This window comes from Butyrivibrio sp. AE2015, assembly GCF_000420825.1.
Classification (GTDB): Bacteria; Bacillota; Clostridia; order Lachnospirales; family Lachnospiraceae; genus Butyrivibrio.
In genome coordinates this window covers 109746-135885 of record NZ_ATVR01000002.1, presented here as the reverse complement: position 1 = coordinate 135885, position 26140 = coordinate 109746, and the positions used below count along the sequence as shown (strand labels likewise).

Sequence of the window (26140 nt, the reverse complement as noted above, 5' to 3'; positions counted from 1 at the left end):
AAGGAGGAAAAATGCCGGTAAACAAAAAAAGAGTAGTTGATGAATTTACAAAAATGGTCTCTTTTGACTCTGAATCATATCACGAGAGAAAAATTGCTGACTATATCCTTTCACAGCTAAGGCACTTAGGAATAGAAGCCAGAGAAGATGAGGCTTTTGAAATACTTGCGGGTGAGAAGATCATAGATAAAAATCCTGAAAACGCAGGGAATATATTTGCAAGGATTCCGGCAACAGGAGCTGGAGAACCAATTCTTTTTTCAGCCCATATGGACACGGTAAAACCAGGGATCGGTAAGAAGGCACTTATCCATGATGATGGAAAGATAACTTCTGAAGGAGACACAGTTCTTGGAGCTGATGACGTCGGTGGTCTTGTGGCAATTCTGGAGATGCTTAGGGTATTTAAGGAGGATGATATTCCACACCCGGAGATAGAAGTTCTTTTCCCTATAGCTGAAGAACCCTATGGACAGGGAAGCAGAGTGTTTGATTACGCTAATGTAAAGTCAAAAACGGCTTTTGTACTCGATCTTAGCGGCCCGCTTGGAAGAGCAGCTTTTGCAGCGCCGACCATTATATCACTGCTTATAAAGGTTACAGGCAAAAGTGCACATGCAGGCTTTTGTCCTCAGGATGGAATACATGCCATTGCCATTGCAGCGCAGGCAATAAGCAGTCTGAAAAATGGATGGGCGTCAGATAATACCACACTTAATATCGGGACCATAAAGGGAGGAACCCAAAGAAACAGTGTCCCTGAATATGTGGAGATAACAGGAGAAGTCAGAAGCCTTGTTCATGAGGAAGCCTTGAACCAGGTAGAACTTGTAAGAAAAGCGTTTGAGGATGCAGCAGCTGCATATAAAGGACAGGCAGAGGTAGAAGCCACGATCCAGATAGAAAGTTATAGAACATCACAAAACAGCGTTGCTGTCAGCAGGTTTAAAAAAGCCTGTTTGAAGACCTTGTCAGTTGATGGTGAGCTTGTAGAGACCTATGGGGGAAGTGATCAGAACAATTTTGCCAGACACGGGATAGAAGGGCTTGTGATTGCAAGTGCTATGCATGAAGTTCACACAACAAACGAATATACCTGTGTTGACGAACTTGTGAAGGTGGCAGAGCTTACAACATGGCTGGGAAGGTCGGAAATAGATTAAGTATCAATAATAGTTACAGATTAACAATGTGATCAGAAAAGAAGAGGAGTAGCTTATGAAAAAAATAATTAATAAGACATTTGCTTTGATTGTAACAACAGCACTGAGCTTTAGCGCTCTGACAGCATGCGGAACATATGAGTCAGGTCCTGAGACAGGCAACGAGTCAGCGCCTGCGGCCAATGCGGTTTCCACAGATTCAGCAGCACCTTCTGATGCGGCATCTACTCAAGCGCAGAGTACCGAGAATGGGGTAAAGGCGATTAACATAGCAATTTCATCAGACCCTACATTTACTTTTGATGCTATCGGTGACAGTCTCATGGTCACAAACGGACTCTTACGAGAAGGCCTTACAAGATATGCAGATGGCAAACTTGGGGATGGTCTTGCCGAGAGCTATGAGCACAATGATGATTACACACAGTGGACATTTAAACTCAGAGATAGCGGCTGGAGTAATGGTGAACCCGTTACAGCAGATGACTGGGTATATGCGATTGGGGCAATGCTTGATGGCACAGCACAGCTTAGTTTTGCAGATTTCCTGTATGAGATAAAGAATGCAAGAGCTATTTATACAGGCGAAGCAGATGTTTCGACCCTTGGAGTTACTGCAGTTGATGACAAGACACTGGTATTTGATCTCGAATATCCTGTTACTTACTTCCCATATCTTATTACACATCCTATGCACTTTGGTTATGACAGAGAGTTTTCAAATGAGGTTGGGGTAGAGAATATCGGAACTGAGGCAGAGTACTCAATCAGTAACGGACCATTTTATATTGATTCCTGGGAGCATGACAATCTTCTGGTGTTTAAAAAGAATGAGTATTACTGGAATGCAGATAATATCCAGTACGATCAGGTAAATGTTTATGTAATTCCAGATGAGGCAACTCAGGTTAACCTGTTCTTAAATGGTGAGCTTGATGTGGTTGACTTCTCTTACCAGAGACTATCTGCAATTGAGGGAGCAGGCTATACAGCTCAGACTTACAACAATGGCAGAACGGCTTACCTCTATTACAATCTCACAAACGACTATCTTGGAAATAAATATATTAGACAGGCAATTTCAGCAGCGATTGACAGAGATGCTCTTGTAAACGGAGTGCTTCATGTAGGTTCTCCTGCAGATGGATTTATTCCGGTTGGTCTTGCCGGTGATGGTAGCAAATCTTTCAGAGAAATTGTTGGTCCAACACTTGATTACAGCTATGATGTAGACAATGCAAAAGCTCTTTTGCAAAAAGGAATTGATGAACTTGGCCTAAGTGATCCTAAAGATATCACAATTACAATCCTTACAACAAACACTGATGAGTTTATTGCAGTATCAGGAGCTATCCAGCAGCTTCTCTCAGAAAATCTTGGAATAAATGTTGAAGTTGAAACTTCTGACAGTAGTGCAGTAAGAACCAGAAGAAACGCCTTTGAGTATGATCTTTACCTTGCAAGCTGGGGAGCTGACTGGGATGATGCCACAAACTTCCTTGGAGGTTATGAGAGAGACAGCTCTGCTAATCCTGCATTGTTCATAAATGAGGATTTCAATAAGGCATATCATGATGCAACTTACAGCACAGATCTTACAGAGAGAGTGAAATTCCTTGGAGAAGCAGAGAAAATACTTCTTGAGGAAGAAGCAATCACACCTCTTTATTACACAGGCCATTACTATTCTGTATCAAACCGTGTAGGAGGAGTATTAAGAAGAGCAGTAGTTCCTTATCTTGATCTTTACTATGCAACTGTTAACTGATAGACATAAAGCTTTGAGGTGATCACACATGCGCAGATATATCATAAAAAGAATAATTCTCGCCTTTGCAACGATATTTGTTGTCATGACTGCGACATTCTTCCTGATGCATGCCATTCCGGGTACGCCTTTTTCCGGAAACAATGACAGTATGTCGGCTGAGACACTGGCGGTACTGATGGAAAAATACGGAATGGATAAGCCTCTTTATAAACAGTATCTGACCTATGTCTGGAACATACTTCATGGCGATTTTGGAGTGTCAATGTCAAACGGATACAGGAGCGTGACTGAAATAATCCTTACTGCTTTTCCTGTATCTGCAGATCTTGGAATAAGGGCGCTTATCTTTGGAACAATAGCAGGCATCCTTTTGGGAATTGAGGCAGCACTACATAGGAATAAACCCATAGACCATATTTCAACTATTACAGCAATTATAGGTATTTCAATTCCCAGCTTTGTTCTAGGTACTATTCTTCAGACAATTCTTGGACTTGGATTATCCGGTTGGGTAAAGGCCACTTTTCATACAGATTATCAGCTTTTCCCAATTGCAAGATGGCAGAGCTTCCGGTATACCATCATTCCCAGCTTTGTTCTGGGAATGGGGACCGTAGCCTCTCTTGCAAGGCTTATGAGAACATCGATGCTTGACGTGATAAATCAGGATTACATAAGGACGGCCAAGGCAAAGGGAATATCAAGGCAGCAGATCATCTGGAAGCATGAAGTCAGAAATGCAATGATGCCGGTTATAACCGTACTTGGAAGAATGATCGGAGGGGTTGTGACAGGATCATATATTATTGAGAGCCAGTTCGCAATTCCCGGACTTGGAAAATACCTGGTAAACAGCATAACAGCCAGAGATTATACCATGACGATGGGCCTTACGGTATTTTATTCAATCTTTATTGTATTTAGTATGCTGCTGGTGGACCTGCTCTATAGCGTAATTGATCCAAGAGTAAGACTTGCAAAATAACAAAGGAAAAAGCAGAAATGGAAATGGTAAAAGATTTTACACCTGTCCCAAGAGATCTTGAGGCAAGCCAGAAAATATATAGAAAATCTATTTCGTATTCACAGGGAGTTGTCAGGACTCTCTTACAGAATAAGGTGGCAATGGTCTCTTTGGTTTTTATTTTGTTCCTGATAGTGGTGGCAATCGCAGGCCCAATTGCTTTTCCGGATTATGAAAAGACTGATCTGCTTCACACCCTGACACCACCATCCAAAGAGCATATCCTCGGGACGGACGAACTTGGGAGAGATGTTTTTACAAGGCTGATACGCGGGACCAGAACTTCTCTAATGATCGGATTCATAGCTGAGACCATAAATCTTGTGGTGGGTATGTTATATGGTGGAATCGCAGGATTTCTTGGTGGTAAGGCAGATAATATCATGATGAGGATTATAGATATTCTTATGAGTATTCCACAGATGCTTGTGATGATACTGATGCTCACTGTATTGAAAAAAGGGATTCCGACACTTATTCTTTCTCTGACAATAACCGGATGGATCGGTCTTGCAAGACTTGTACGAGGGCAGATCTTGTCTCTTAGGGAGAATGAATATGCTCTTGCAGCAAAAGTCCTTGGTGCAGGGAAAAAAGAGATTCTTTTGACACATCTTTTACCTAATGCAATAGGACCGATCATTGTTAATTACACCATGAGCATTCCGGGGGCAATAGGAGCGGAGGCAGGTCTTAGCTATCTGGGACTTGGAATATCGGTACCGGAAGCAAGCTGGGGCAATATGCTTCAGGCAGGATCAAGTCAGTTTCCGGCATCGCTGTGGTTATTCTTTGCACCTGCAGTATTGTTTGCACTTGCGATGCTTGCTTTTAATCTGCTTGGTGATGGCCTTAGGGATGCTTTAGATCCTAAGATGCGCAGATAGGGGGAGACAGGATGTTAGCGATAAAAGACCTGAAGGTGTCATTTCATACATATTCCGGCGAAGTGCAGGCTGTCAGAGGAGTTAATCTTTCATTGGAAGAAGGTGGCACACTTGCTATCGTAGGCGAATCGGGATCTGGGAAATCAGTTACGGCACAGAGCATTTTAAAGCTTCATGATCCTGATATCACAGAGTACAAGGGCGGACATATTGAACTTGATGGGCAGGACATCCTTGAGTTTGATGAGAAGAGGATGCAGGAAATCAGGGGAAAAGAGATCAGTATGATCTTTCAGGATCCCATGACAAGCCTTAACCCTACCATGACAGTCGGAAACCAGATAATAGAGATCTTAAAGAGACATGAAAAGGGAAAAGATAATAAAAAGATTGGCCGCAAAGAAGCCAGGGAAAGGGCTATAGAACTTTTAAAAATGGTCCGTATCCCCAATGCTGATCAGAGAGTAGATCAGTATCCTCATGAACTGTCAGGAGGACAGCGACAGAGGGTTATGATTGCAATGGCAATGGCATGTGCCCCCAGGATTCTTATTGCGGATGAACCTACAACAGCCCTGGATGTCACAGTACAGTTGCAGATTCTTGAACTTATGAAGGAAATGCAAAAAGAAAAGGGAACGTCAATAATAGTGATCACTCACGACATGGGCGTTGTGGCAAATCTGGCAAAGACAGTTGTTGTAATGTACGGCGGAGTGATAGTTGAGGCAGGAACAGCTGCAGATATTTTTTACAGAAGAGAGCATCCATATACGCAGGGGCTTCTGGATTCAGTTCCAAATGAGAAACAGAGAAAAGACAAAAAGCTTGAGTCTATAGAAGGGACACCACCTGATCTTGTAAATCCACCTGTTGGATGCCCATTCGCTGATCGCTGCAAATATGCTATGAAAATCTGCCATCAGCAGATGCCAGAGGAAACAAAATTATCCGAAACACATTTATGCCGGTGTCATTTGCTTGATCCTGAATGTCCGTATCCACGAATCTCACTTGCATTCAAAGGTGCAAAGAAAAGGGAAGAAACCTATGTCAGATGATGTACTTTTTGAAATAGAAAATTTAAGTAAATATTTTGATGTTGAAAATAAAAAGAAACTTCGTGCGGTAGATGGCATTTCTCTTCAGATAAAAAGAGGTGAGACATTTGGACTTGTTGGAGAGTCCGGCTGCGGAAAGAGCACTTTAGGAAGAACTCTTGTCAGGATATATGAGCCGACAAGCGGAAGCATCCGTTATGACGGAAAGGACATAGCAAAGCTTGGAAGAAGGGAAGCCAAAGAGTATGCATCAAAAGTTCAGATGATCTTTCAGGATCCATACGCATCATTGAACCCTAGAATGACAATTGGAGACATTATCAAAGAGGGGATGAAGATCCACAAAATTGGTAATGACAAGGATCGTACTGACAGGATGTGTGAGCTGCTTGAACTTGTTGGTCTGAGCAAAGAGCATGCCCAAAGGTTTCCCTATGAGTTTTCCGGAGGACAGAGACAGCGTGTTGGCATAGCAAGAGCTCTGGCGGTGAATCCTGAATTTATTGTTTGTGATGAACCGGTATCAGCGCTGGATGTTTCCATTCAGGCTCAGATCATAAATCTTTTAAGGGAACTGCAGGATAAACTTGGACTTACTCTTTTGTTCATAGCACATGACCTTTCAGTTGTAAGGTACATATCTGACAGAGTAGGCGTTATGTATCTTGGGTCACTGGTAGAAGTTGCCAATGCCGAGGAGCTGTATCTGAATCCAATTCATCCATATACAAAGGGATTACTTTCAGCAATTCCGGTGGCGGACCCTCTAGTGGAAAACTCAAGGAAAAGATCACTTCTTGAAGGAGATATTCCAAGCCCTGTGGACATTCCTACAGGCTGTAAATTTGCAAGCCGTTGCCCGTATGCTACATCCGACAAAAAAGAAGGCGTACCGCCTCTCCATGATTTTGGCGGAGGTCATTATGTGGCCTGCTTTAATGCACAATCTTTGATCAATTCGATGGATGAAGGAAACTTCTAAGAATAATAAAAGCTTTTGGGGGACAAAATGTCACTAAAATATGTTGAAAAACTGGAAAGTGTTGATTTTGATGAACTAAATCTACTACTTTCAGAAGTGAATAAAGAAAAAAATAGGGATGTTGAACATACAAAAAAGGCCTTTGAAAAAAGCCAGAAATTTGTTTTTGCCTATGATGAAGATAAGCTTGTAGGAGCAGTAAGAGCAATATCCGACGGCGACTGGGCAGTAATCTACAACCACGCTGTGAAAAATGGCTATTCAGATGAAGTAGCGAAAGAACTTATAAAGCGGCTTGTTACTCAGCTTAAAGGTCAGCATATATTTGTAAATGCAAGGATTGGAAGTATTGCATTTTATGAAGAAAATGGCTTTCAAAGGACCAAGACAGCCTATACCTATGTTGGCTTTGAGGGGAAGGAGAATGAATACCCGGATGGATATTTTTTACCTCTTGGCTTTAAATTTGAAAATGAATATGTCGAAAAAAAGTCCCATACAAAGCCTGATAAAGAAAGCAAAAAGAAAGACCTTGATCTGGTCTATACTTCAGATAGATCGGGAATAGACTATGAAAGAGCTACTGAGGTATTGTCAGGTGCCTTCGGAAAAAAGAGGAATGAGACAGTTGAGATCACTAAAGAAAAAGTGGATAAAACAAAATATCTTTTTGACCTAAGCGACTATGTATCATTTGCCTATGACGGGAAAAAATTGATCGGGGTGGCAAGAGCTATAACCGATGGCGTTGAGGAAGCCTATATACAGAATGTTGCCGTGGACCCTGACTATCAGGGACTTGGAATCGGATGGGAGATAGTTAAGAATCTTGGGGAGGATATCCAAAGGGATGGCCTTAATCCATTTTTACATACTCATCCCGGAGCTGTAGGCTTTTATAATCACGAGGGATTCCTCAGGAATAAAACTGCGCTGGATTATAGGAATGATGAGGAGCTGTCTCACCCAATGCCTGCGGAGATGGAGACAGGTTTTTATTTACCAAAGGGATATAGATTTATTGATGAGATAAATATGTAAATCATAAAAATATAGTACAGAAAAAAGGGAAGTCTGAATAAAACCGGACTTCCTTTTATGTTTGGATAATATTACAATTATTCCATAGCATTACCTATTTTGGAGGATAAATGGAAGAAAAACAGCATAAGCGCAGAGTACACTATTCTGGGAAATATCCCAGAAAGTTTGAAGAAAAATATAAAGAGCAAAACCCTGAGAAATATGCAGATACAGTGGCGAAGATTATCTCAAAAGGTTCTACACCTGCAGGTATGCACATTTCCATCATGGTAAAAGAGATTCTTGAGGTGCTTAAGATACAGCCAGGCGAAAAGGGGCTTGACTGCACACTTGGATATGGCGGACATACCAGAAAAATGCTTGAGCAGCTTAAAGGAAACGGCTGTGTTTATGGCCTTGACGTCGATCCCATAGAATCACAAAAGACTGTGGAGAGGCTAAGAAGCGCCGGCTTTGGAGAAGACAATTTTAAATTCAGACTCATTAACTTTGCCAACATAGATAAAGTGGCAGAGGAAGCCGGTAAGTTTGACTTTGTTTTGGCAGACCTTGGAGTTTCTTCAATGCAGATTGATGATCCCAAGAGAGGCTTTTCCTATAAGGTTGACGGACCTCTTGATCTAAGGCTTGACCCTGAGCATGGAGAATCGGCAGCAGAAAGGCTCCATAACATTACAAGGGATGAGTTTGTCGGAATGCTCATTGAGAACTCAGATGAGCCCTATGCTGAGGAAATTGCCGACAAAGTTTTTAACCTGATGAAAAAGGGGAATCCAATGGATACCACAACTGCACTCAGAGAAGCAATTGAAGGTGCCCTTTGGAAAGTTCCAAAAGAAGAGAAAGAACAGGCTATTAAAAAGAGCTGTGCCAGAGTTTTTCAGGCGCTTCGAATAGATGTAAACAGTGAATTTGAAGTTCTTTATTCATTTTTAGAAAAGCTCCACGGAATACTTAATCCAGGTGGAAGAGTTGCGATTTTGACTTTCCACTCAGGGGAAGACAGACTTGTTAAAAAGTCCTTTAAGGAACTGAAAAAGAATGGAGTTTACAGCGATATATCAGAGGATGTGACAAGGCCTTCTGCTGAAGAGTGCAGGCTGAATCCTCGCAGTAAGTCTACCAAGATGAGATGGGCGATTAAGGCGTAACAATCAAATTTGTATTGAGGTGTATTGAGGAGTTTTTATGGAAAAACGATATGTTACCGATATGACAAAAGGCAATGAAATAGCGCTTCTTATTAAGTTCACTATTCCTATGCTTTTAGGTAATCTGTTCCAGCAGTTTTACAATCTTGCAGATACTATAATAGTAGGTCAGTTCGGTGGCGAATATGGCCTTGCTTCTATTGGAGCGGTTGGAAGTGTGAACTTCTTATTCTTTTCACTTTGCATGGGTATGGGCGCCGGTGTAGGCATCATGATCTCCCAGAACTTTGGCGCCGGAAAAGACGATTATGTAAAAAAGATTGTAGGAAACTCTATTTATATCACACTTGCAGCGGGGATTCTTATGAGTGTTGTAAGCGTAGTGTTTGCGAGACCTATTTTAACACTTATGGACACTCCCGATGAGTGTATGGGCGACGCGCTACTTTATATGAGAATAGTTTGCGGAGCAACATTTCTTGTTGCAGCATACAACATGATCTCATCAATCCTGAGAGCTCTTGGAGATAGTAAGACTCCGCTTATTTTCCTGGTTGTAGCATGTATCGTAAATATTGTTCTTGACCTTGTGACCGTAGTTGGCCTTCACATGGGAGTTGCAGGTGCTGCAATAGCAACAGTTTTTTCCCAGACAATCGCAATGATCGGCTCTATAGCAGTTGGAGTAAAAAAGAATCCATATCTGCAGCTTGAGCCTAAACATAAAATAGTCAACACAGATATCATTGATAAAGCCATAAGACTTGGTATTCCGCTGGCGCTCCAAAATGCGCTCATTGCATTTTCATGTGTGGCTCTTCAGAGAGTTGTTAACAGCTTCGGAAGTAACGTAATGGCAGCTTATACTGCTACAGGACGTATTGAACAGCTTGTTCAGCAGCCATTTGGCTCTCTTGGAACAGCAGTTTCAACTTTTGCCGGCCAGAATGCAGGAGCTAAAAAGCTTGACCGAGTAAAGAGTGGATGTATCAAGAGCGTTTTCCTTGTTGCAGCATTTAGTGCTCTTATGATCTTTGTTATGTTTGCATTTGGTGAGAACATAATCAGATTCTTTACACCAAACGCAGAGGCCATAAGGATCGGTGCAAGAGGTCTTAGAATAACAAGTTTATTCTACTTTACACTTGGTCTTATCTATGTGTTCAGAGGAATGCTTAATGGCGTCGGTGATGCCGCATTTGCGCTGATAAATGGTCTTATAGAAGTCGTTGGAAGAATCGGTTTTGCAACTATACTTATGGCTATTCCCGGCGTGGGACTTTGGGGATGCTGGTACACTAACGGTCTTACCTGGGCAATCACAGGACTTGGCTGCGTTATCAGATATATGAAGGGAAGATGGCGCACTAAGGTATTTGCGTAAGGAAAAGGTAATTCATATATAAATGGGAAAAAAGGGGAAAACGACATAATGAGAAAGATACTGAATGGGGAAAGTATAACGCTCGGGACCTGTTATTATCCTGAACACTGGGATAAGGCCTTGTGGCGGGAAGACCTTGAAAGGATGCTGTCTGTGGGTATAAAGACAGTCAGAATAGCAGAGTTTGCCTGGAGTAAAGTAGAGCTTACTGAAGGCAATTTTAACTTTGATTTCTTTGATGAGTTTCTTGATCTGACGGATGAAATTGGGATGCAGGTGATCATGGGAACACCTACAGCTACGCCTCCGGCGTGGCTGACTGAGAAATATCCTGATGTATTAAATGCCAGGAAAGATGGAGTTCTTTTCAGGCATGGAATGCGTCGTCATTATAATTACAACTCTGAGAATTATCGCAGATTGTCATCAAGAATTGTTGAGAAATTTGCAGAACACTATGGTAAAAGAAAAAGCGTAATAGGCTGGCAGATCGATAATGAGATAAACTGTGAAATAGCCGAGTTTTACTCAGAAAGTGATGATAAAGCCTTCAACAGATTCCTGCAGAATAAATATAAGAGCCTTGATGCATTAAATGATGCATGGGGAACAGTTTTCTGGAACCAGACCTATACTGACTGGAATGAGGTTCACATTCCGAGAACTACTATTCAGGGAGTTGTGAACCCTCATCAGACCTTGGATTACTACAGATTTGTATCTGATAGTGCCTGCAGCTGGGCTAAAATGCAGGCGGACATAATACGCAAGTACAAAAAAGAAGATGACTTCATTACCACCAATGGTATTTTTGGACATGTGGATTATCAGAGGATGAGAGATGAGAGTCTCGATTTTATAACCTATGATTCCTATCCGAATTTTGCATATACTCTTGATGGATATGATCCTTCAGAAGATTCACTCAGAGACAGAAAGTGGAGCAGGCATCTTACAGAGACAAGGTCAATATCACCTATATTTGGCATTATGGAGCAGCAATCCGGCGCCAACGGTTGGAATTCCGGGATGGGAGCGCCTACTCCAAGACCTGGCCAGATCACCTTGTGGACAATGCAGTCAATTGCTCATGGCGCAGATTTTATCAGCTATTTCAGGTGGAGAACTGCGACTTTCGGAACGGAGATGTACTGGCATGGAATCCTTGATTATTCCGGAAGAGACAACAGAAGGTTAAAAGAGATTGCGGATATTAACACTAAAGTGCAGAAATTATCAGCTGTTGCAGGATGCAGGTATGCTGCAAAAGTTGCTGTTTTAAAGGACTGCGATAATGTCTGGGATGCTGAGTATGATGTATGGCATAAAAGTGTTGAGGAGCAAAGCCAGAAGGCAATCATAAATGCCTCTCAGAAAACCCATACACCAATTGATTTTGTGTATCTTAGTGGATATCTCAGAAGAGATGATGCCAGTGGACAAGTGTATACAGAGCTGCTATTTGAAACGCTTTCCCAATATGATCTTTTGATCTATCCACATATGACAATTGTAGATGACAGATTTTTGCCGGCACTTACAAAGTATGTTGAGAATGGTGGAAAGCTCGTAATTGGCTGCAGAAGTGGCTATAAGGAAATAACCGGAAAGTGCACAATGGAGAAGCTTCCTGGAAAACTCAAACCACTTACAGGCTGTGACATCCCGGAGTACACCTATATTGCACCTGATACAGGTGATGTCCACATTAAGTGGGATGATACATTATTCACAGCAAGTGTATTTGCTGATCAGCTCACTGTGGATAATGAGTGCGGATCAGAGGCAGATTGTGGACAAAACTGCAAAGTTCTGGCAACTTATGAGGATGACTATTATCGAGGATACGGAGCCCTAACAGTAAATAAATACGGCAAGGGTGAAGTATATTATTATGGCAGTTCTTTTAACGAAGAGTCAGTTGAAGTCTTTTTTGACAAGCTTGGAGTTAAGAACCCATATGGAGAATACCTTGAACTACCGGAGGAGTTGGAGCTTGCGGTAAGAGGGGATGGAGATGATCAATTCGCATTTATACTTAACTATTCAAAGGATGCCAAGAACTTCATAATTAAAGGAAAAGCGCTTGATGTATTCAAAGGGGAAGATGCTTCAGGAATGATAACTCTTCCCGGATATGGAGTAAGTGTTTTGAAGCTATAAATTGAATATTGAAAAAGAAAAATATTATTTATAATAGGAGACAAATTACATGACATTACTTGAGAAATACAAAGCAAAACAGAAAGAACTTAACTACCTTGGACATGCAATGTCCCTTATGCATTGGGATCTTGAGACCACATGTCCTGATGGTGGAAAAGAGAAATTATCAGATGCCATTTCATTCTTTTCAACTGAGCATTTCAAGAAAGCAACAGATGATGAGTTCTATGGCCTTGTGTGCAAGCTTTCTGAAAAAGAAGAATTCGATAAACTTGATGACGTAATGAAATTTGACATTACAAGAACCAAGGAGCAGCTTGATAAGATGAGACGTGTTCCTCAGGATTTCTACGAGGAATATGTAAAAACAATCACAGCTTCTTCAATTGCGTGGCCTAAGGCTAAACAGAACAATGACTGGAAGTCATACGAAGCACCGCTTGAGAAAACTATCAAAGCGGTTAAAGAATACAAGAAATATGTTTCCCCTGATATGCAGCCCTATGATGCCCTTATCGATGATTACGAAAGAGGCATGACACAGGATAAGATTGATGCAGTTTTCGAGGAACTTAAAGAAGAGCTGATCCCTCTTTTGGATAAGATTCTTGCCTGCCCACAGCCGGATCACAGCAAGTTTACTATGAAAGTACCTGCTCACGAGCAGGCTGAGCTTTGCAAGTTCCTTGTGGAGTACATGGGAATTGACATGGAAAGATTTGCCCAGGCTGAGACTGAGCACCCGTTTACCACAAACATGTCAATTGATGATGTCAGGATCACAAATCATTACTATGAGAATGAGGTTATTTCTGCAATTTTCTCAGCTATTCATGAAGGTGGACATGCCATCTTTGAGCAGAATGTTGACCACAAGTATGAAGGAACTGAAGGCGCTTCCATCAGCTACATGGGACTTCATGAGAGCCAGTCAAGATTCTATGAGAATATCCTTGGAAGAAACATCAATTTCTGGAAACCAATCTGGCCAAAGGTATGCGAGATTGTTCCGGAGCTTAAAGCTGTAACACTTGAGGAATTCTATAAAGAAATTAACCACATTGAAAACAGCTTTGTCAGAACAGAAGCCGATGAGCTTACATACTGTCTCCACATTATCCTCAGATACGAGATGGAGAGGGCAATCTTTATTGATGGAGCAGATGTAAAAGACCTTCCTAAGATGTGGAATGAAAAGATGGATGAGCTTCTTCACGTAGTACCTGAAACTGATGCTCAGGGCGTTTTGCAGGACATGCACTGGTCGGACGGAAGCTTTGGATATTTCCCATCATACCTTCTTGGCAGCATATATGATGGAATGTTCCTTGAAGCAATTGAGAAAGACCTTGGAAGTATTGATGATATCCTTGCTTCCGGAGAAATAAAGAAGATCACAAAGTGGCTCAATGAGAAGATCCACCAGTATGGCGCTACCAGAATATCCAGTGAAGTTCTCGAAGCTGTGTGCGGCCAGGAACTTTCTGCAAAGCCACTCATCAGACACTTCAAAGAGAAGTATTCGAAGATTTATAACCTTTAATGGTCCATGGGGACGGGGTTAATGGTTCATTTTTTTTTAAAGAGCGTATGCCTAATTGGCGTGGAAAAGAACGCTACACTGGAACAAACCAAAAAATTTCTAAATAAACAGATCTTGTTGGAGGCAAGTGCGTAAATTGAATGTACTTTAGGATTTTAGAATACGTTTAGTAGTTCTTTAGGTTGGATTTAGTTAACAAATCTATCATGAGGATGTAAGTTAAAAAACACTGCTCTTAGAAAAAACGCATACAGACTTACTGCGAATGGTAGCTCGCATTATAAATTACTCCAATAATATAACGATAACCAGAACAAATATATGGAGGATTTTATAATGTTCAAGAGATTGGTAACTATTTTGACAACTTGTGTGATAACAGCTTCTGCAGTGGCCTGCGGAAGCCAAACACAGCAAGCAGATAATACTCAGACCGAGTCATCTGAGAGTAGCCAGGCAGCAAGCGATTCTTCTGAAGAGACAAAAGAAGAAACTACAGATTCTACATCAGAAACTGCAAATGCATCAGATACCGGTGCGGTGTTAGAACTGGGACTTGTAAGTAATACACTTGCAGAAGATGAAGAAAGTCTTGTGGCGACATATACAGATTTTTTTGATCAGCTTACCTACACCGATGAGGAAACAGGTCTTTCAATAACATATAATCTATACCTTCCTGAAGGATATGATGAAAATGCAGAATATCCGATGGTGGTGTTCATTGGTGATTCAACAACTGCTGGAACCGATGCGGAGTACTCACTTACTCAGGGCTTGGGCGGTATTGTATGGGCATCGTCAGAGTGGCAGTCAGTATACCCAACGATCGTAGCTGTACCAACATATCCGGAAACAATACTTGATGACCATGATGGATATACTACAACAGAATATGTTGAGTTAACGAAGAGATTTATTGAGTACATGTCCGAAGAATATGCGGTAGATACAGAAAAGATATATGGAACAGGCCAGTCCATGGGCTGCATGACAACACTTATTCTTGCTTCGGAATACCCGGATCTGTATGCAGGCTGCATGTTTGTTGATGGACAGTGGGATACAGAACTTCTTTCAAATCTGGAAGGACAGACCTTTGTTTATTTTGCAGCAGAAGATGATACAAGTGCATGGAGCGGAGCGCAGGATCTAATGGCCAGATATGATGCGGATGGAGTTACATACACATATGCACAGTGGGACGGTACTTGGTCAGCAGATGAACTTTCATCGGCTGCATCAGAATTATTCAGTGGAGAAGCCACAGGAGCGTATTTCATATCATGGAAAACAGGAACAATTGACGCAGGAACCGGCAATTCACCTATGGGCGGTGGACAAATGAGTCCTTCTGAAGAAGGCAATATTTCAACTACCAATTCTGCAACAGACGCTTCCTCAGATATAAATGAAGACAAGCCTACAATGGAAATAACCGGAGAGAAGCCTGAAGGAATGATGGGCGGAAATGGTGGAGGCGCCGGCGGTGGAGCTTCATACCATATGGCTTCATTTGATTACGCATATAATTGCATAGCAGTTATGGAATGGCTGTTCCAGCAGTAAAAAAAGAGAAAAAAATTGTATACAAAATCTCTTGACATGTTTTTTATACAGGAGTAAACTTCATATTCATAAAGACAAAGGCGTCTTAGAGAGTACTCTCTAAGGCGCTTTTTGCATATATGGGTGCATGATCCGCGGACTACACACTAATGTGTATACATGTATTCCATAAAAACTATAATATTACATCATAAAGACTAAGCGATGCAATGGGGCATCATACTACAAAAACGTAGTGTGCCGTTGCATCGCTTTTTTTACTGGGAAATCTGTAAAGGTTTGAATCTTATGATTTTCCCGGGAGAGAGGAGAAAAAGTATGAGCGAGGAAATCTTAAGCGCAATAGACAGCAGTGTTTTTGGTGTTTGGTTTCTTATAGGTGCAGCATTGGTTTTCTGGATGCAAGCCGGATTTGCAATGTGTGAGGCGGGTTTTACAAGAGCCAAAAATACAGGAAATATCATAATGAAAAACCTTATGGATTTCTGTATTGGAACAGTAGTATTTATTCTTATCGGTTTCGGATTATTTCTTGGGGAGGATTTAGCCGGAATAATCGGAAAACCGGGATTTGATATTTTTACAAATTATGCCGGTTTTGACTGGTCAAACTTCGTATTTAACCTTGTTTTCTGTGCTACTACAGCAACAATCGTTTCAGGATCAATGGCTGAGAGAACAAAATTCATTTCCTATTGTGTGTACTCGGCAGTTATCTCAGCAATCATTTATCCAATTGAAGCACATTGGACATGGGGCGGCGGCTGGCTTTCACAGATTGGTTTCCACGATTTTGCAGGTTCTAACTGCATTCACATGGTTGGTGGTATTTCAGCTCTTATCGGAGCAGCCTTCCTTGGACCACGTATTGGTAAGTTCGAAAGAGATAAATCAGGAAAAGTTACAAAGGTAAATGCTTTCCCTGGTCACAATCTTGTAGCAGCAGCCCTTGGTGTATTCATTCTCTGGCTTGGCTGGTACGGATTTAACGGAGCAGCTTGTACATCAGTTGATCAGCTCGGCAGCGTATTTGTTACAACAACAATTGCTCCTGCACTTGCAACAGTAACATGCATGATCTTTACATGGCTTAAATATGGCAAGCCTGATGTTTCAATGTGTCTCAATGCTTCACTTGCAGGACTTGTAGCTATTACAGCTCCATGTGATGTAACAGATGCTTTTGGTGCAATCGTGATTGGTATCGTAGCAGGACTTCTTGTTTGCTTCGGTGTATGGCTGCTTGATTACAAGCTCCACATTGATGATCCTGTAGGAGCTGTTGCAGTACATTGCCTCAATGGTATCTGGGGAACACTTGCAGTAGGTCTTTTTGCTACAAATTCAGCACCCGGCTATTCAATAGCTGATGCCGCAGGAAACGAAATGGTCGGCCTTTTCTATGGCGGCGGATTTAAACTCCTGGGAATCCAGTTTGTTGGAATGTTTGCTACAGCAGCCTGGACAGCAGTAGCAATCAGCATCACATTCCTTGCCATCAAGGCAGTTCTTGGACTTCGTGTTTCAGAAGAAGAGGAGATCCTTGGACTTGATTCTACTGAGCATGGACTTGCATCAGCATATTCAGGATTTGCAATCATGGATGTTTCAAACACATTGAACATGGCAGTAAATGAAAATACAGATCTTGGTGTAAGCGACTACGAAGCGGCTTCAGAGTTCCAGAAGAAAGCTTCAGTTCCTGTTGTTACAGCACCTGTACATACAGAATCAGGAATTCACAAAGTTGTTATTATCGCAAAGTTATCCCGTTACGACAAGCTTAGACGCGCTATGAACGACCTTGGCGTAACCGGAATGACTGTTACTCAAGTCATGGGTTGTGGCGTCCAGAAGGGTTCCGGCGACATGTATCGTGGCGTCGAAATGGATGCCACACTCCTTCCTAAAATTAAACTGGAAGTTGTTGTGAGCAAGATTCCGGTTGAAGACGTTATAGAAGCAGCTAAGAAAACTCTTTATACAGGCCACATTGGAGATGGCAAGATCTTCGTTTACAGTCTCGACAATGTAGTCAAGATCCGCACCGGAGAAGAAGGTGCCGCTGCTTTGGCTGACGTAGAATAATTTAAACCACCCAGGAGGAAACAGTATGTGCGCAATTCTTACATACGCAAGAGAATCGGTAAGTGAAGATTTCTTTGAAGAAATGCTGGAAAAAACAGCATCTCGTGGACCTGACATGACAAGGATCCAAAAGGTAAAAGGCGGATGGATGGGCTTTAATCGCCTTTCAATCATGGGCCTTTCAGAGGAAGGTATGCAGCCATTCAATAATGGAAAAAATACCGTTATCTGTAATGGAGAGCTCTATGGCTTCAAAGATCTGAAAAAGTACCTGACATCTCTTGGCTACAGCTTCAAAAGCGAAAGCGATTGTGAGATACTGCTTCCTTTATATGAAAAACTTGGTACCAAAATGTTCAGTATCCTCGATGCTGAGTTCGCATGCGTTATCTATGACGGGGAGAAAAAGAAATTCATAGCAGCCAGAGATCCGATCGGAATCAGACCGCTTTACTACGGCTATGACAGCGAAGGATACATCATTTTTGCATCTGAACCTAAAAACCTGGTGGGAGTTACAGATAAGATAATGCCTTTCCCACCAGGGCATTACTATGAAGACGGAGAGTTTGTCTGCTATAGGGATTTGACTAAGGTAAAAGAAATATCAACAGACAGTCTCGAAGTCGTAACCGAGAAGATCCACGACAAACTCCTTAATGGAATAAAAAAGCGACTGGACGCTGATGCGCCCGTGGGATTTCTTTTATCCGGAGGCCTTGATTCATCACTTGTATGTGGTGTGGCGGCGAGCCTTTCGGATAAGCCACTTGAGACATTTGCAATCGGCATGGATATAGATGCCATTGACCTGAAATATGCCAGAGAAGTAGCAGATTACATCCACAGCAATCACCATGAAGTGATCATTACAAAAGAAGATGTCATTAAGGCCATAGAACCTGTTATACATGCTCTTGGAACCTACGACATCACAACCATAAGAGCTTCAATCGGAATGTATCTTCTGTGCAAGTGGATTCATGAAAACACTGATATCAAGGTGGTCCTTACCGGTGAGATATCGGATGAGCTCTTTGGCTACAAGTACACAGACTTTGCGCCAAGTGCGGAAGCTTTTCAGGAAGAAGCAGCCAAAAGAATCAGAGAAATCCACATGTATGACGTCCTGCGAGCAGACAGATGCATAAGCGTAAATTCACTCGAAGCAAGAGTTCCTTTCGGAGATCTGGATTTTGTGGATTATGTTATGAGCATTGACCCTGAAAAGAAATTAAACACCTACGGAATAGGTAAATTTCTTTTGCGAAAGGCCTTTGAAAAGGACGAAGTGATACCCCATTCAATCCTTATGAGAGAAAAGGCGGCTTTCTCAGATGCTGTTGGACATTCCCTTAGGGACGACCTCATGGAATATGCAGATGAGAAGTACACCTACGCGGAGTATGAGGGCCTCAGGAAAAAATACATTCACGCGAAGCCCTTCACAAAGGAATCACTTCTTTATAGAGAGATATTTGAAAAATACTATCCGGGACAGTCGGATATGGTTATAGATTTCTGGATGCCAAATAAGAGTTGGGAGGGCTGTAATGTCAATGATCCATCAGCCAGAGTCCTTTCCAACTATGGAGCTTCAGGTAAATAAATTTTAACGGAGGAGAAAAGGATGATAGAAGCAAGCAAATTAACAGAAGAATTTGGAAGCCTTGTATTTAACGACAAAGTAATGAGAGAGCGTCTTCCAAAAGACATTTATAAGGCAGTTCATAAGACAATTGAGAAAGGAACACACTTAGAGCTTGAGGTTGCTAACTGCGTAGCTGCAACCATGAAGGAATGGGCTGTTGAAAACGGAGCAACTCATTTTACACACTGGTTCCAGCCTATGACAGGTCTCACAGCAGAGAAGCATGACAGTTTTATTTCACCTACAGATGACGGAAGAGTCATTATGGAATTTTCAGGAAAAGAGCTTGTAAAGGGCGAACCTGATGCATCAAGCTTCCCATCAGGAGGACTTCGTGCAACATTTGAGGCAAGAGGTTATACAGCATGGGATCCATCATCACCTGCATTTATCAAAGACGGATCACTTTACATTCCTACAGCATTCTGCTCCTACGGCGGTGAAGCTCTTGATAAAAAGACACCTCTTTTAAGATCAATGGAAGCTCTGTCGGGTGAGGCAGTAAAACTCCTTCATCTCTTAGGCTATGAGGATGTAAACAGAGTAAATACAACAATCGGTTCAGAACAGGAATATTTCCTTATTGATAAAGATTATTACAAAAAGAGAAAAGACCTTCTTTTCACAGGAAGAACTCTTATCGGTGCTCCTGCTACAAAGGGTCAGGAGATGGAAGATCACTACTTTGGCGTTATCAAGCCAAAAGTATCAGCATACATGCACGACCTTGATGAAGAACTTTGGAAACTTGGAATCCCTGCAAAGACCAAGCACAACGAAGTTGCTCCTTCACAGCATGAGCTTGCACCTGTATTTGAGACAGCAAACATCGCTGTTGACCACAACCAGCTCACAATGGAAGTTATGAAAAAAGTTGCTGACAAGCACAATTACGCTTGTCTTTTGCATGAGAAGCCATTTGAAGGAATCAATGGTTCAGGTAAGCACAACAACTGGTCTGTTTGCACAGATACTGGAATCAACCTTCTTGATCCGGGCAAAAATCCTGGAGAGAACACTCCTTTCCTTGTATTCCTTATGGCTGTAATTGCAGCTGTTGATGAGTATGCACCAATCCTCAGACTTTCTGTTGCATCTGCAGGAAACGATCACAGACTTGGTGGAAATGAGGCACCACCAGCAATCATCTCAATCTTCGTTGGTGATGAGCTGGCAGAAGTACTTAAGGCAGTAGAAGAAGGAAGTGCATACCAGAGCGCAGGCAAGGTTCAGATGGCAATGGGTGCAACAGTCCTTCCACACTTTACAAAAGACAACACAGACAGAAACAGAACATCACCATTTGCTTTCACAGGAAACAAGTTCGAGTTCCGTATGCCCGGTTCTTCAGTTTCAGTAGCAAATGCCAACATCGTCCTCAACACAGCAGTTGCAGAAGAAGTTGCAAAGCTTTATGAAAAGCTTGCTCCTTTCAAGGGCGAGGAACTTAAGACAAAGATAGCAGAAGTTCTTAAAGAGACACTTGTAGCTCACAAGAGAGTTCTTTTCAACGGAAACGGATATACAGATGAATGGGTAGAGGAAGCAGCAAAGAGAGGTCTTCCAAACCTTAAATCACTTCCTGATGCAATGCCATACTGGATTTCAGATGAGTCAATTGAGCTTTTCACAAAGCACGGCATCTTCACAAAAGAAGAGATCCATTCAAGATACGAGATCCTTCTTGAGAATTACTCAAAGTCAGTCCACATCGAGTCTCTCACCATGCAGGAGATGGTAAGAAAAGACCTTACAGAAGGCATTGTTGCTTACGAAAAAGACCTCAGCAAAGAGGCTATGCAGAAAAAGAGCCTTCTTGGAGACAAGGCTGCAACTCTTGAAATTTCTCTTTTAAAGAAGCTTGATGAAGCAAGCCTGGAGATGAGCAAGGCACTTGAGAAACTGGCAGAAGATACTGTAACAGCTGAGGGAAAAACAGATGCTCTTGAAATAGCAGCATTCTATCAGAGCACAGTCCTTACAGATATGGATGAACTCAGAAAATATGCAGATCAGGCTGAAGCCCTTATCCCTGACAAGTACCTCAGCTACCCGACATACGGCCAGATGCTTTTCTCATTAAGGTAAATTTGATCAACAAAGGAAGGAAGCCCACATGGAACCATGGATGAATGAAAGAGATGCCTGCGGCATCGGAGCAGTTATCAATATAGATGGAAAACCGGATAATAAAGTTTTGGACGATGCCCTTTCTATCGTCGAAAAACTTGAACATAGAGCCGGAAAAGACGCCACAGGTAAAGTAGGCGATGGCGTTGGAATACTTCTTCAGATTTCTCACAAGTTCTTTTCAAAAGAAGCAAAGAAGCAGGGAATAACACTTAAAAATGCCGGAGATTATGGAATAGGAATGTTCTTTTTTCCACAGGACTCCATGAAGCGCATGTTTGCAAAGCGCATGCTTGAAGTTATTGCCCAGAAGGAAAATCTTAAGGTCATCGGATGGAGAGAAGTACCTGTTCATCCTGAAATCCTTGGAGAAGTTGCAATAAGCTGCATGCCATATATTGAGCAGTGCTTCATCGAAAGACCCTCGGATGTAGAAGCTGGAATTCCCTTTGACAGAAAGCTCTATTGCCTTAGAAGAGAGTATGAGAAATCCTCTGAGGACACCTATATTTGCTCTTTTTCATCCAGAACCATTGTGTATAAAGGAATGTTTTTGGTAGGCCAATTGCGTAATTTCTACGAAGATCTTTTATCGCCGGAATATGTTACTGCGATTGCTATGGTTCACAGCCGCTTCTCTACTAATACAACTCCTTCCTGGCAGCGTGCCCATCCATACAGGATGATTGCACATAATGGTGAGATCAATACTATCAGAGGTAACAGCGACAGAATGCTGGCCCGTGAGGAGACCATGTCTTCAGATATGTTTGGCGAAGAGCTTGGAAAAGTATATCCTGTTATCGCTTCCTCAGGATCAGATTCCGCCATGCTTGATAATACCCTTGAATTTTTGTACATGAACGGTATGGACCTTCCCCTTGCGATGATGCTCACAATTCCTGAACCCTGGAAGCACAACGATTTCATGGCTCAGGACAGAAAAGATTTTTACCATTACTATGCAACAATGATGGAACCATGGGATGGCCCTGCAGCAGTTCTTTTCACCGATGGGGAGGTGTTCGGTGCAACCCTTGACAGAAATGGACTGCGTCCATCCAGATACTATGTGACAAATGACAATAGGCTTATCCTCTCATCAGAAGTGGGAGTGCTCGACATCCCTGAAGAGAGCATTGTGAAAAAATCACGCCTGTCCCCCGGGCATATGCTTCTCGTCGATACCAAGGCCGGGCGCATCATCTCAGATGAAGAGTGCAAAGATAAATACTCAAAGGCAAAACCCTACGGCGAGTGGCTTGACCGCCACCTGCTTCATCTGGGTAAACTATCGATTCCCAACAGAAAGATCCCGACCCACTCCCAGGTGATGAGAGATAAGCTGTACAAAGTCTTTGGCTATTCCTATGAAGATGTAAAAAATCAGATCATGCCGATGGCCATGAATGGCATAGAGCCAACGGTTTCAATGGGAACAGATATCCCGCTGGCTATGCTTTCCCAGCACCACCAGCCGCTTTTTTGCTATTTTAAGCAACTCTTTGCCCAGGTAACCAATCCGCCTATCGATTCACTTAGAGAAAAAGTGGTCACAGATACTACGGTTTACATTGGTTCTGATGGAAATCTGTTAAAAGAAAAAAGTGATAACTGCAGAGTCCTTGAAGTCAATAATCCAATCCTGACAGGTGTTGATCTCATGAAGATCGAGGCCCTTGATCAGCCTGGATTTAAGGTGAAAAAGATATCTCTTTTGTACTATAAGAACACACCAATGGAAAGAGCTCTTGAGCAGCTTGATGTATCAGTGGACAGAGCGGTGGCAGATGGCGTTAACATCATCATTCTCTCAGACAGAGGTGTAGATGAAAACCATATGCCGATTCCATCACTCCTTGCAGTTTCATCAGTGGAGCAGCACCTTGTAAGGACCAAGCAGCGCACAGCAGTGTCTCTCATACTTGAGAGCGGTGAACCAAGGGATGTTCATCAGATCGCAACTCTACTTGGCTTTGGTGCGAGAGCTATCCATCCTTATCTTGCCCAGGAGTGCATAGCTGAGCTCATTGATATTGGAATACTTGATAAAGACTACCACACTGCAATTGCAGATTATAATAAAGCACTTCTTGGCGGCGTTGTGAAGATCGCTGCAAAGATGGGAATCTCAACACTCCAGTCATATCAGTCTGCAAGAATATTTGAGGCTATAGGACTGTCAAAAGAGTTTGTTGATAAGTATTTTACCGGAACAACGAGCCGTGTTGGCGGTATTGGAATCGCAGAAATTGGCGAGGACGTAGAATCAAGGCACAATAAAGCCTTCGATCCGCTGGGCCTTCCAAGCGACACGACACTTGATTCCATAGGCTTCCACTCCCTTAGAAGTGGAGAAGACAAAGAAGACCACATGTATAGTCCAAAGACGATCGTAACACTCCAGAGAGCAGTAAGAGAGGGAGATTACGAGCGCTTTAAGGAATACACACAGATGGTTGATGATGAGGACAGACCTCATACTTTAAGGGCCCTTCTTTCATTTGTTCCGGCTAAAGAGCCAGTGCCACTTGATGAAGTTGAGAGCGAAGAGCAGATCGTAAAAAGATTCCAGACAGGAGCCATGTCCTACGGCTCACTTTCCAAGGAAGCTCACGAGACTCTTGCTACAGCCATGAACAGACTTGGTGGTAAATCCAACACCGGTGAAGGCGGTGAAGATGTGGAGCGCTTTGGAACTGAGCGAAACAGCGCTGTTAAACAGGTGGCTTCCGGAAGATTTGGCGTTACCAGCCAGTATCTTTTGAGTGCAAAAGAAATCCAGATAAAAATGGCTCAGGGCGCAAAGCCGGGAGAAGGTGGACATCTTCCCGGTAAAAAAGTGTATCCGTGGGTTGCAAGCACCAGATTTTCAACACCGGGAGTGGCGCTTATTTCCCCGCCTCCTCACCATGACATTTACTAAATTGAGGATCTGGCCCAGCTTATCTATGACCTTAAAAATGCCAACGATAAGGCAAGAATTTCTGTAAAACTTGTATCCGAAGCAGGTGTTGGAACTATAGCTTCCGGCGTTGCCAAGGCAGGAGCACAGGTAATTCTGGTATCCGGTTATGATGGCGGAACAGGCGCAGCTCCTTCATCTTCTGTTCACCATGCAGGACTTCCCTGGGAGCTTGGAGTAAGCGAAGCACATCAGTCTCTTTTGGCCAATGGTCTGCGAAGCAGAGTTGTGCTTGAGACCGACGGAAAGCTCATGACAGGAAGAGATGTTGCAATCGCAGCACTTCTTGGTGCAGAGGAATTTGGCTTTGCTACAGCGCCACTTGTATGCATGGGCTGCATGATGATGAGAGTCTGCTCAAAGGACACATGTCCTGTGGGAATTGCCACTCAGAACAAAGAACTCAGAAAAAGATTTAAGGGAAAGCCTGAGCATGTCATGAACTTTATGCTCTTTGTTGCAAGGCAGCTCCGTGAGATCATGAGCGTCCTTGGCTTTAGGACTATAGAAGAAATGGTAGGACGCACAGATTGCCTGAAAGTCAGAAGCTACGATGGCAAAGACCCTGACATCAAGAGGAGAAAAGAGGCAGCAGACCTTAGCAGGATACTTGATAGGGCCTTCGCTGAGAGAAAAGACAACCATTTTGATCCCAAGGATGTTTATAACTTTGAACTTGATAAAACTTTGGATTCAAGAGTCCTTATTCCTGAGTATGAGAAGAACAAGAACAGCCTTGAAAAGTCAAAGAATGCATCACAGATAAAAATGAAAGTGGAAGTATCAAGTACTGACAGAAGTTTTGGAACACTTCTTGGCAGCAGGGTTACAAGAGACTTTGGCAATACCTTAAGTGATGATGCAGTTTATGTTGAAGCTTTTGGCGGTGGCGGACAGTCTTTTGGCGCGTTTGTTCCAAAGGGCGTGACCTTAAAGCTCTACGGTGATGCCAACGACGGATTCGGAAAAGGCCTGTCGGGAGGAAAAGTCATCGTAAGACCTTCTGAGAAAGCGACCTACAAAGCCCATGAGAATATCATCGTCGGAAACGTGGCTCTTTATGGTGCAACAGCAGGAAAGGCTTATGTATGCGGTGTTGCCGGTGAGAGATTCTGTGTAAGAAATTCAGGTGCAGTGGCAGTAGCGGAAGGCTGCGGCGACCATGGACTTGAATATATGACAGGCGGCCGGGCAGTGATCCTTGGAATGACCGGTAAGAACTTTGCCGCAGGTATGAGCGGCGGAATTGCTTACGTGCTGGACAAAGAGCACACTCTATATCTTCGTATGAACAAAGACATGGCTTCACTTCATGAACTGACAGAGAAGTATGACATAGCAGAGCTTAAGAGCATTCTTGAGGACTATGAAAAAGAAACAAAGTCTGAGTTTGCAAAAGAAATACTGGATAACTTTGAAGCATATATTCCTGATTTCAAAAAGATAGTTCCAAACGACTACCAAAAGATGATAACAGCAATTGGAAAGTTTGAGGAACAGGGAATAGACCATGAACATGCCGTTCTTGAGGCCTTTAAGGAACTTGCATAAAGTGGGATCA

15 protein-coding genes and 1 pseudogene are annotated in these 26140 nt (G+C 42.5%); all 16 read left to right on the top strand.

Annotated features, from left to right (window positions below):
• The first annotated feature begins 11 nt into the window (after window positions 1-11).
• The 16 genes and pseudogenes from G585_RS0101675 (at window position 12) to gltB (ending at window position 26130) form a co-directional block, all read left to right on the top strand.
• Window positions 12-1163, top strand: coding sequence for a M20/M25/M40 family metallo-hydrolase (locus tag G585_RS0101675; protein ID WP_022772527.1), 1152 nt, complete (start codon window positions 12-14; stop codon window positions 1161-1163).
• A 55-nt stretch (window positions 1164-1218) separates the two neighbouring features.
• Entirely contained in the window at window positions 1219-2931 is a 1713-nt protein-coding gene (locus G585_RS0101670; RefSeq protein WP_022772526.1) for a peptide ABC transporter substrate-binding protein, read from the top strand.
• A 28-nt stretch (window positions 2932-2959) separates the two neighbouring features.
• Window positions 2960-3919, top strand: coding sequence for an ABC transporter permease (locus G585_RS0101665; protein ID WP_022772524.1), 960 nt, complete (start codon window positions 2960-2962; stop codon window positions 3917-3919).
• Window positions 3920-3936: 17 nt separating this feature from the next.
• Window positions 3937-4845: an ABC transporter permease gene (locus tag G585_RS0101660; protein WP_022772523.1), complete on the top strand. Its 909-nt coding sequence runs from the start codon at window positions 3937-3939 to the stop codon at window positions 4843-4845.
• Between the two features lie 11 nt (window positions 4846-4856).
• A complete protein-coding gene (locus tag G585_RS16755; RefSeq protein ID WP_022772521.1) occupies window positions 4857-5906 on the top strand; it encodes an ABC transporter ATP-binding protein in 1050 nt (349 codons plus the stop codon).
• Window positions 5896-6888 carry an ABC transporter ATP-binding protein gene (locus tag G585_RS16750; RefSeq protein WP_022772520.1) on the top strand — a complete coding sequence of 331 codons (993 nt, stop codon included), beginning with the start codon at window positions 5896-5898 and terminating at the stop codon, window positions 6886-6888. Before G585_RS16755 ends, G585_RS16750 begins: the two co-directional genes overlap by 11 nt.
• A 27-nt stretch (window positions 6889-6915) precedes the next feature.
• The gene (locus G585_RS18650; RefSeq protein ID WP_022772518.1) at window positions 6916-7929 is read left to right on the top strand and encodes a GNAT family N-acetyltransferase; all 1014 of its coding nucleotides are present in this window, start codon (window positions 6916-6918) and stop codon (window positions 7927-7929) included.
• 110 nt (window positions 7930-8039) lie between these two features.
• Window positions 8040-9083 carry a 16S rRNA (cytosine(1402)-N(4))-methyltransferase RsmH gene (rsmH, locus tag G585_RS0101640; protein WP_022772517.1) on the top strand — a complete coding sequence of 348 codons (1044 nt, stop codon included), beginning with the start codon at window positions 8040-8042 and terminating at the stop codon, window positions 9081-9083.
• Between the two features lie 37 nt (window positions 9084-9120).
• On the top strand, window positions 9121-10467 hold the full coding sequence (locus tag G585_RS0101635) for an MATE family efflux transporter (protein WP_022772516.1): 1347 nt from the start codon (window positions 9121-9123) through the stop codon (window positions 10465-10467).
• 48 nt (window positions 10468-10515) lie between these two features.
• A complete protein-coding gene (locus tag G585_RS0101630) occupies window positions 10516-12630 on the top strand; it encodes a beta-galactosidase (protein ID WP_022772515.1) in 2115 nt (704 codons plus the stop codon).
• Between the two features lie 49 nt (window positions 12631-12679).
• On the top strand, window positions 12680-14176 hold the full coding sequence (locus G585_RS0101625; RefSeq protein WP_022772511.1) for a carboxypeptidase M32: 1497 nt from the start codon (window positions 12680-12682) through the stop codon (window positions 14174-14176).
• Between the two features lie 336 nt (window positions 14177-14512).
• Window positions 14513-15745 carry an alpha/beta hydrolase-fold protein gene (locus tag G585_RS18645; RefSeq protein ID WP_022772509.1) on the top strand — a complete coding sequence of 411 codons (1233 nt, stop codon included), beginning with the start codon at window positions 14513-14515 and terminating at the stop codon, window positions 15743-15745.
• A 318-nt stretch (window positions 15746-16063) separates the two neighbouring features.
• Entirely contained in the window at window positions 16064-17833 is a 1770-nt protein-coding gene (locus G585_RS0101610) for an ammonium transporter (protein ID WP_022772507.1), read from the top strand.
• 25 nt (window positions 17834-17858) lie between these two features.
• Complete coding sequence (gene asnB, locus G585_RS0101605; RefSeq protein WP_022772506.1) at window positions 17859-19442, top strand: asparagine synthase B; 1584 nt, start codon at window positions 17859-17861, stop codon at window positions 19440-19442.
• Between the two features lie 21 nt (window positions 19443-19463).
• Complete coding sequence (locus G585_RS0101600; RefSeq protein ID WP_022772504.1) at window positions 19464-21572, top strand: glutamine synthetase III family protein; 2109 nt, start codon at window positions 19464-19466, stop codon at window positions 21570-21572.
• A gap of 28 nt (window positions 21573-21600) precedes the next feature.
• Window positions 21601-26130: pseudogene (gene gltB / locus G585_RS16740) on the top strand (glutamate synthase large subunit).
• Window positions 26131-26140: the final 10 nt, after the last annotated feature.

Coding starts and splice junctions, on each gene's coding strand:
- G585_RS0101675 (WP_022772527.1), top strand. CDS start 12: ATGCCGGTAAACAAAAAAAGAGTAGTTGATGAATTTACAAAAATGGTC.
- G585_RS0101670 (WP_022772526.1), top strand. CDS start 1,219: ATGAAAAAAATAATTAATAAGACATTTGCTTTGATTGTAACAACAGCA.
- G585_RS0101665 (WP_022772524.1), top strand. CDS start 2,960: ATGCGCAGATATATCATAAAAAGAATAATTCTCGCCTTTGCAACGATA.
- G585_RS0101660 (WP_022772523.1), top strand. CDS start 3,937: ATGGAAATGGTAAAAGATTTTACACCTGTCCCAAGAGATCTTGAGGCA.
- G585_RS16755 (WP_022772521.1), top strand. CDS start 4,857: ATGTTAGCGATAAAAGACCTGAAGGTGTCATTTCATACATATTCCGGC.
- G585_RS16750 (WP_022772520.1), top strand. CDS start 5,896: ATGTCAGATGATGTACTTTTTGAAATAGAAAATTTAAGTAAATATTTT.
- G585_RS18650 (WP_022772518.1), top strand. CDS start 6,916: ATGTCACTAAAATATGTTGAAAAACTGGAAAGTGTTGATTTTGATGAA.
- rsmH (WP_022772517.1), top strand. CDS start 8,040: ATGGAAGAAAAACAGCATAAGCGCAGAGTACACTATTCTGGGAAATAT.
- G585_RS0101635 (WP_022772516.1), top strand. CDS start 9,121: ATGGAAAAACGATATGTTACCGATATGACAAAAGGCAATGAAATAGCG.
- G585_RS0101630 (WP_022772515.1), top strand. CDS start 10,516: ATGAGAAAGATACTGAATGGGGAAAGTATAACGCTCGGGACCTGTTAT.
- G585_RS0101625 (WP_022772511.1), top strand. CDS start 12,680: ATGACATTACTTGAGAAATACAAAGCAAAACAGAAAGAACTTAACTAC.
- G585_RS18645 (WP_022772509.1), top strand. CDS start 14,513: ATGTTCAAGAGATTGGTAACTATTTTGACAACTTGTGTGATAACAGCT.
- G585_RS0101610 (WP_022772507.1), top strand. CDS start 16,064: ATGAGCGAGGAAATCTTAAGCGCAATAGACAGCAGTGTTTTTGGTGTT.
- asnB (WP_022772506.1), top strand. CDS start 17,859: ATGTGCGCAATTCTTACATACGCAAGAGAATCGGTAAGTGAAGATTTC.
- G585_RS0101600 (WP_022772504.1), top strand. CDS start 19,464: ATGATAGAAGCAAGCAAATTAACAGAAGAATTTGGAAGCCTTGTATTT.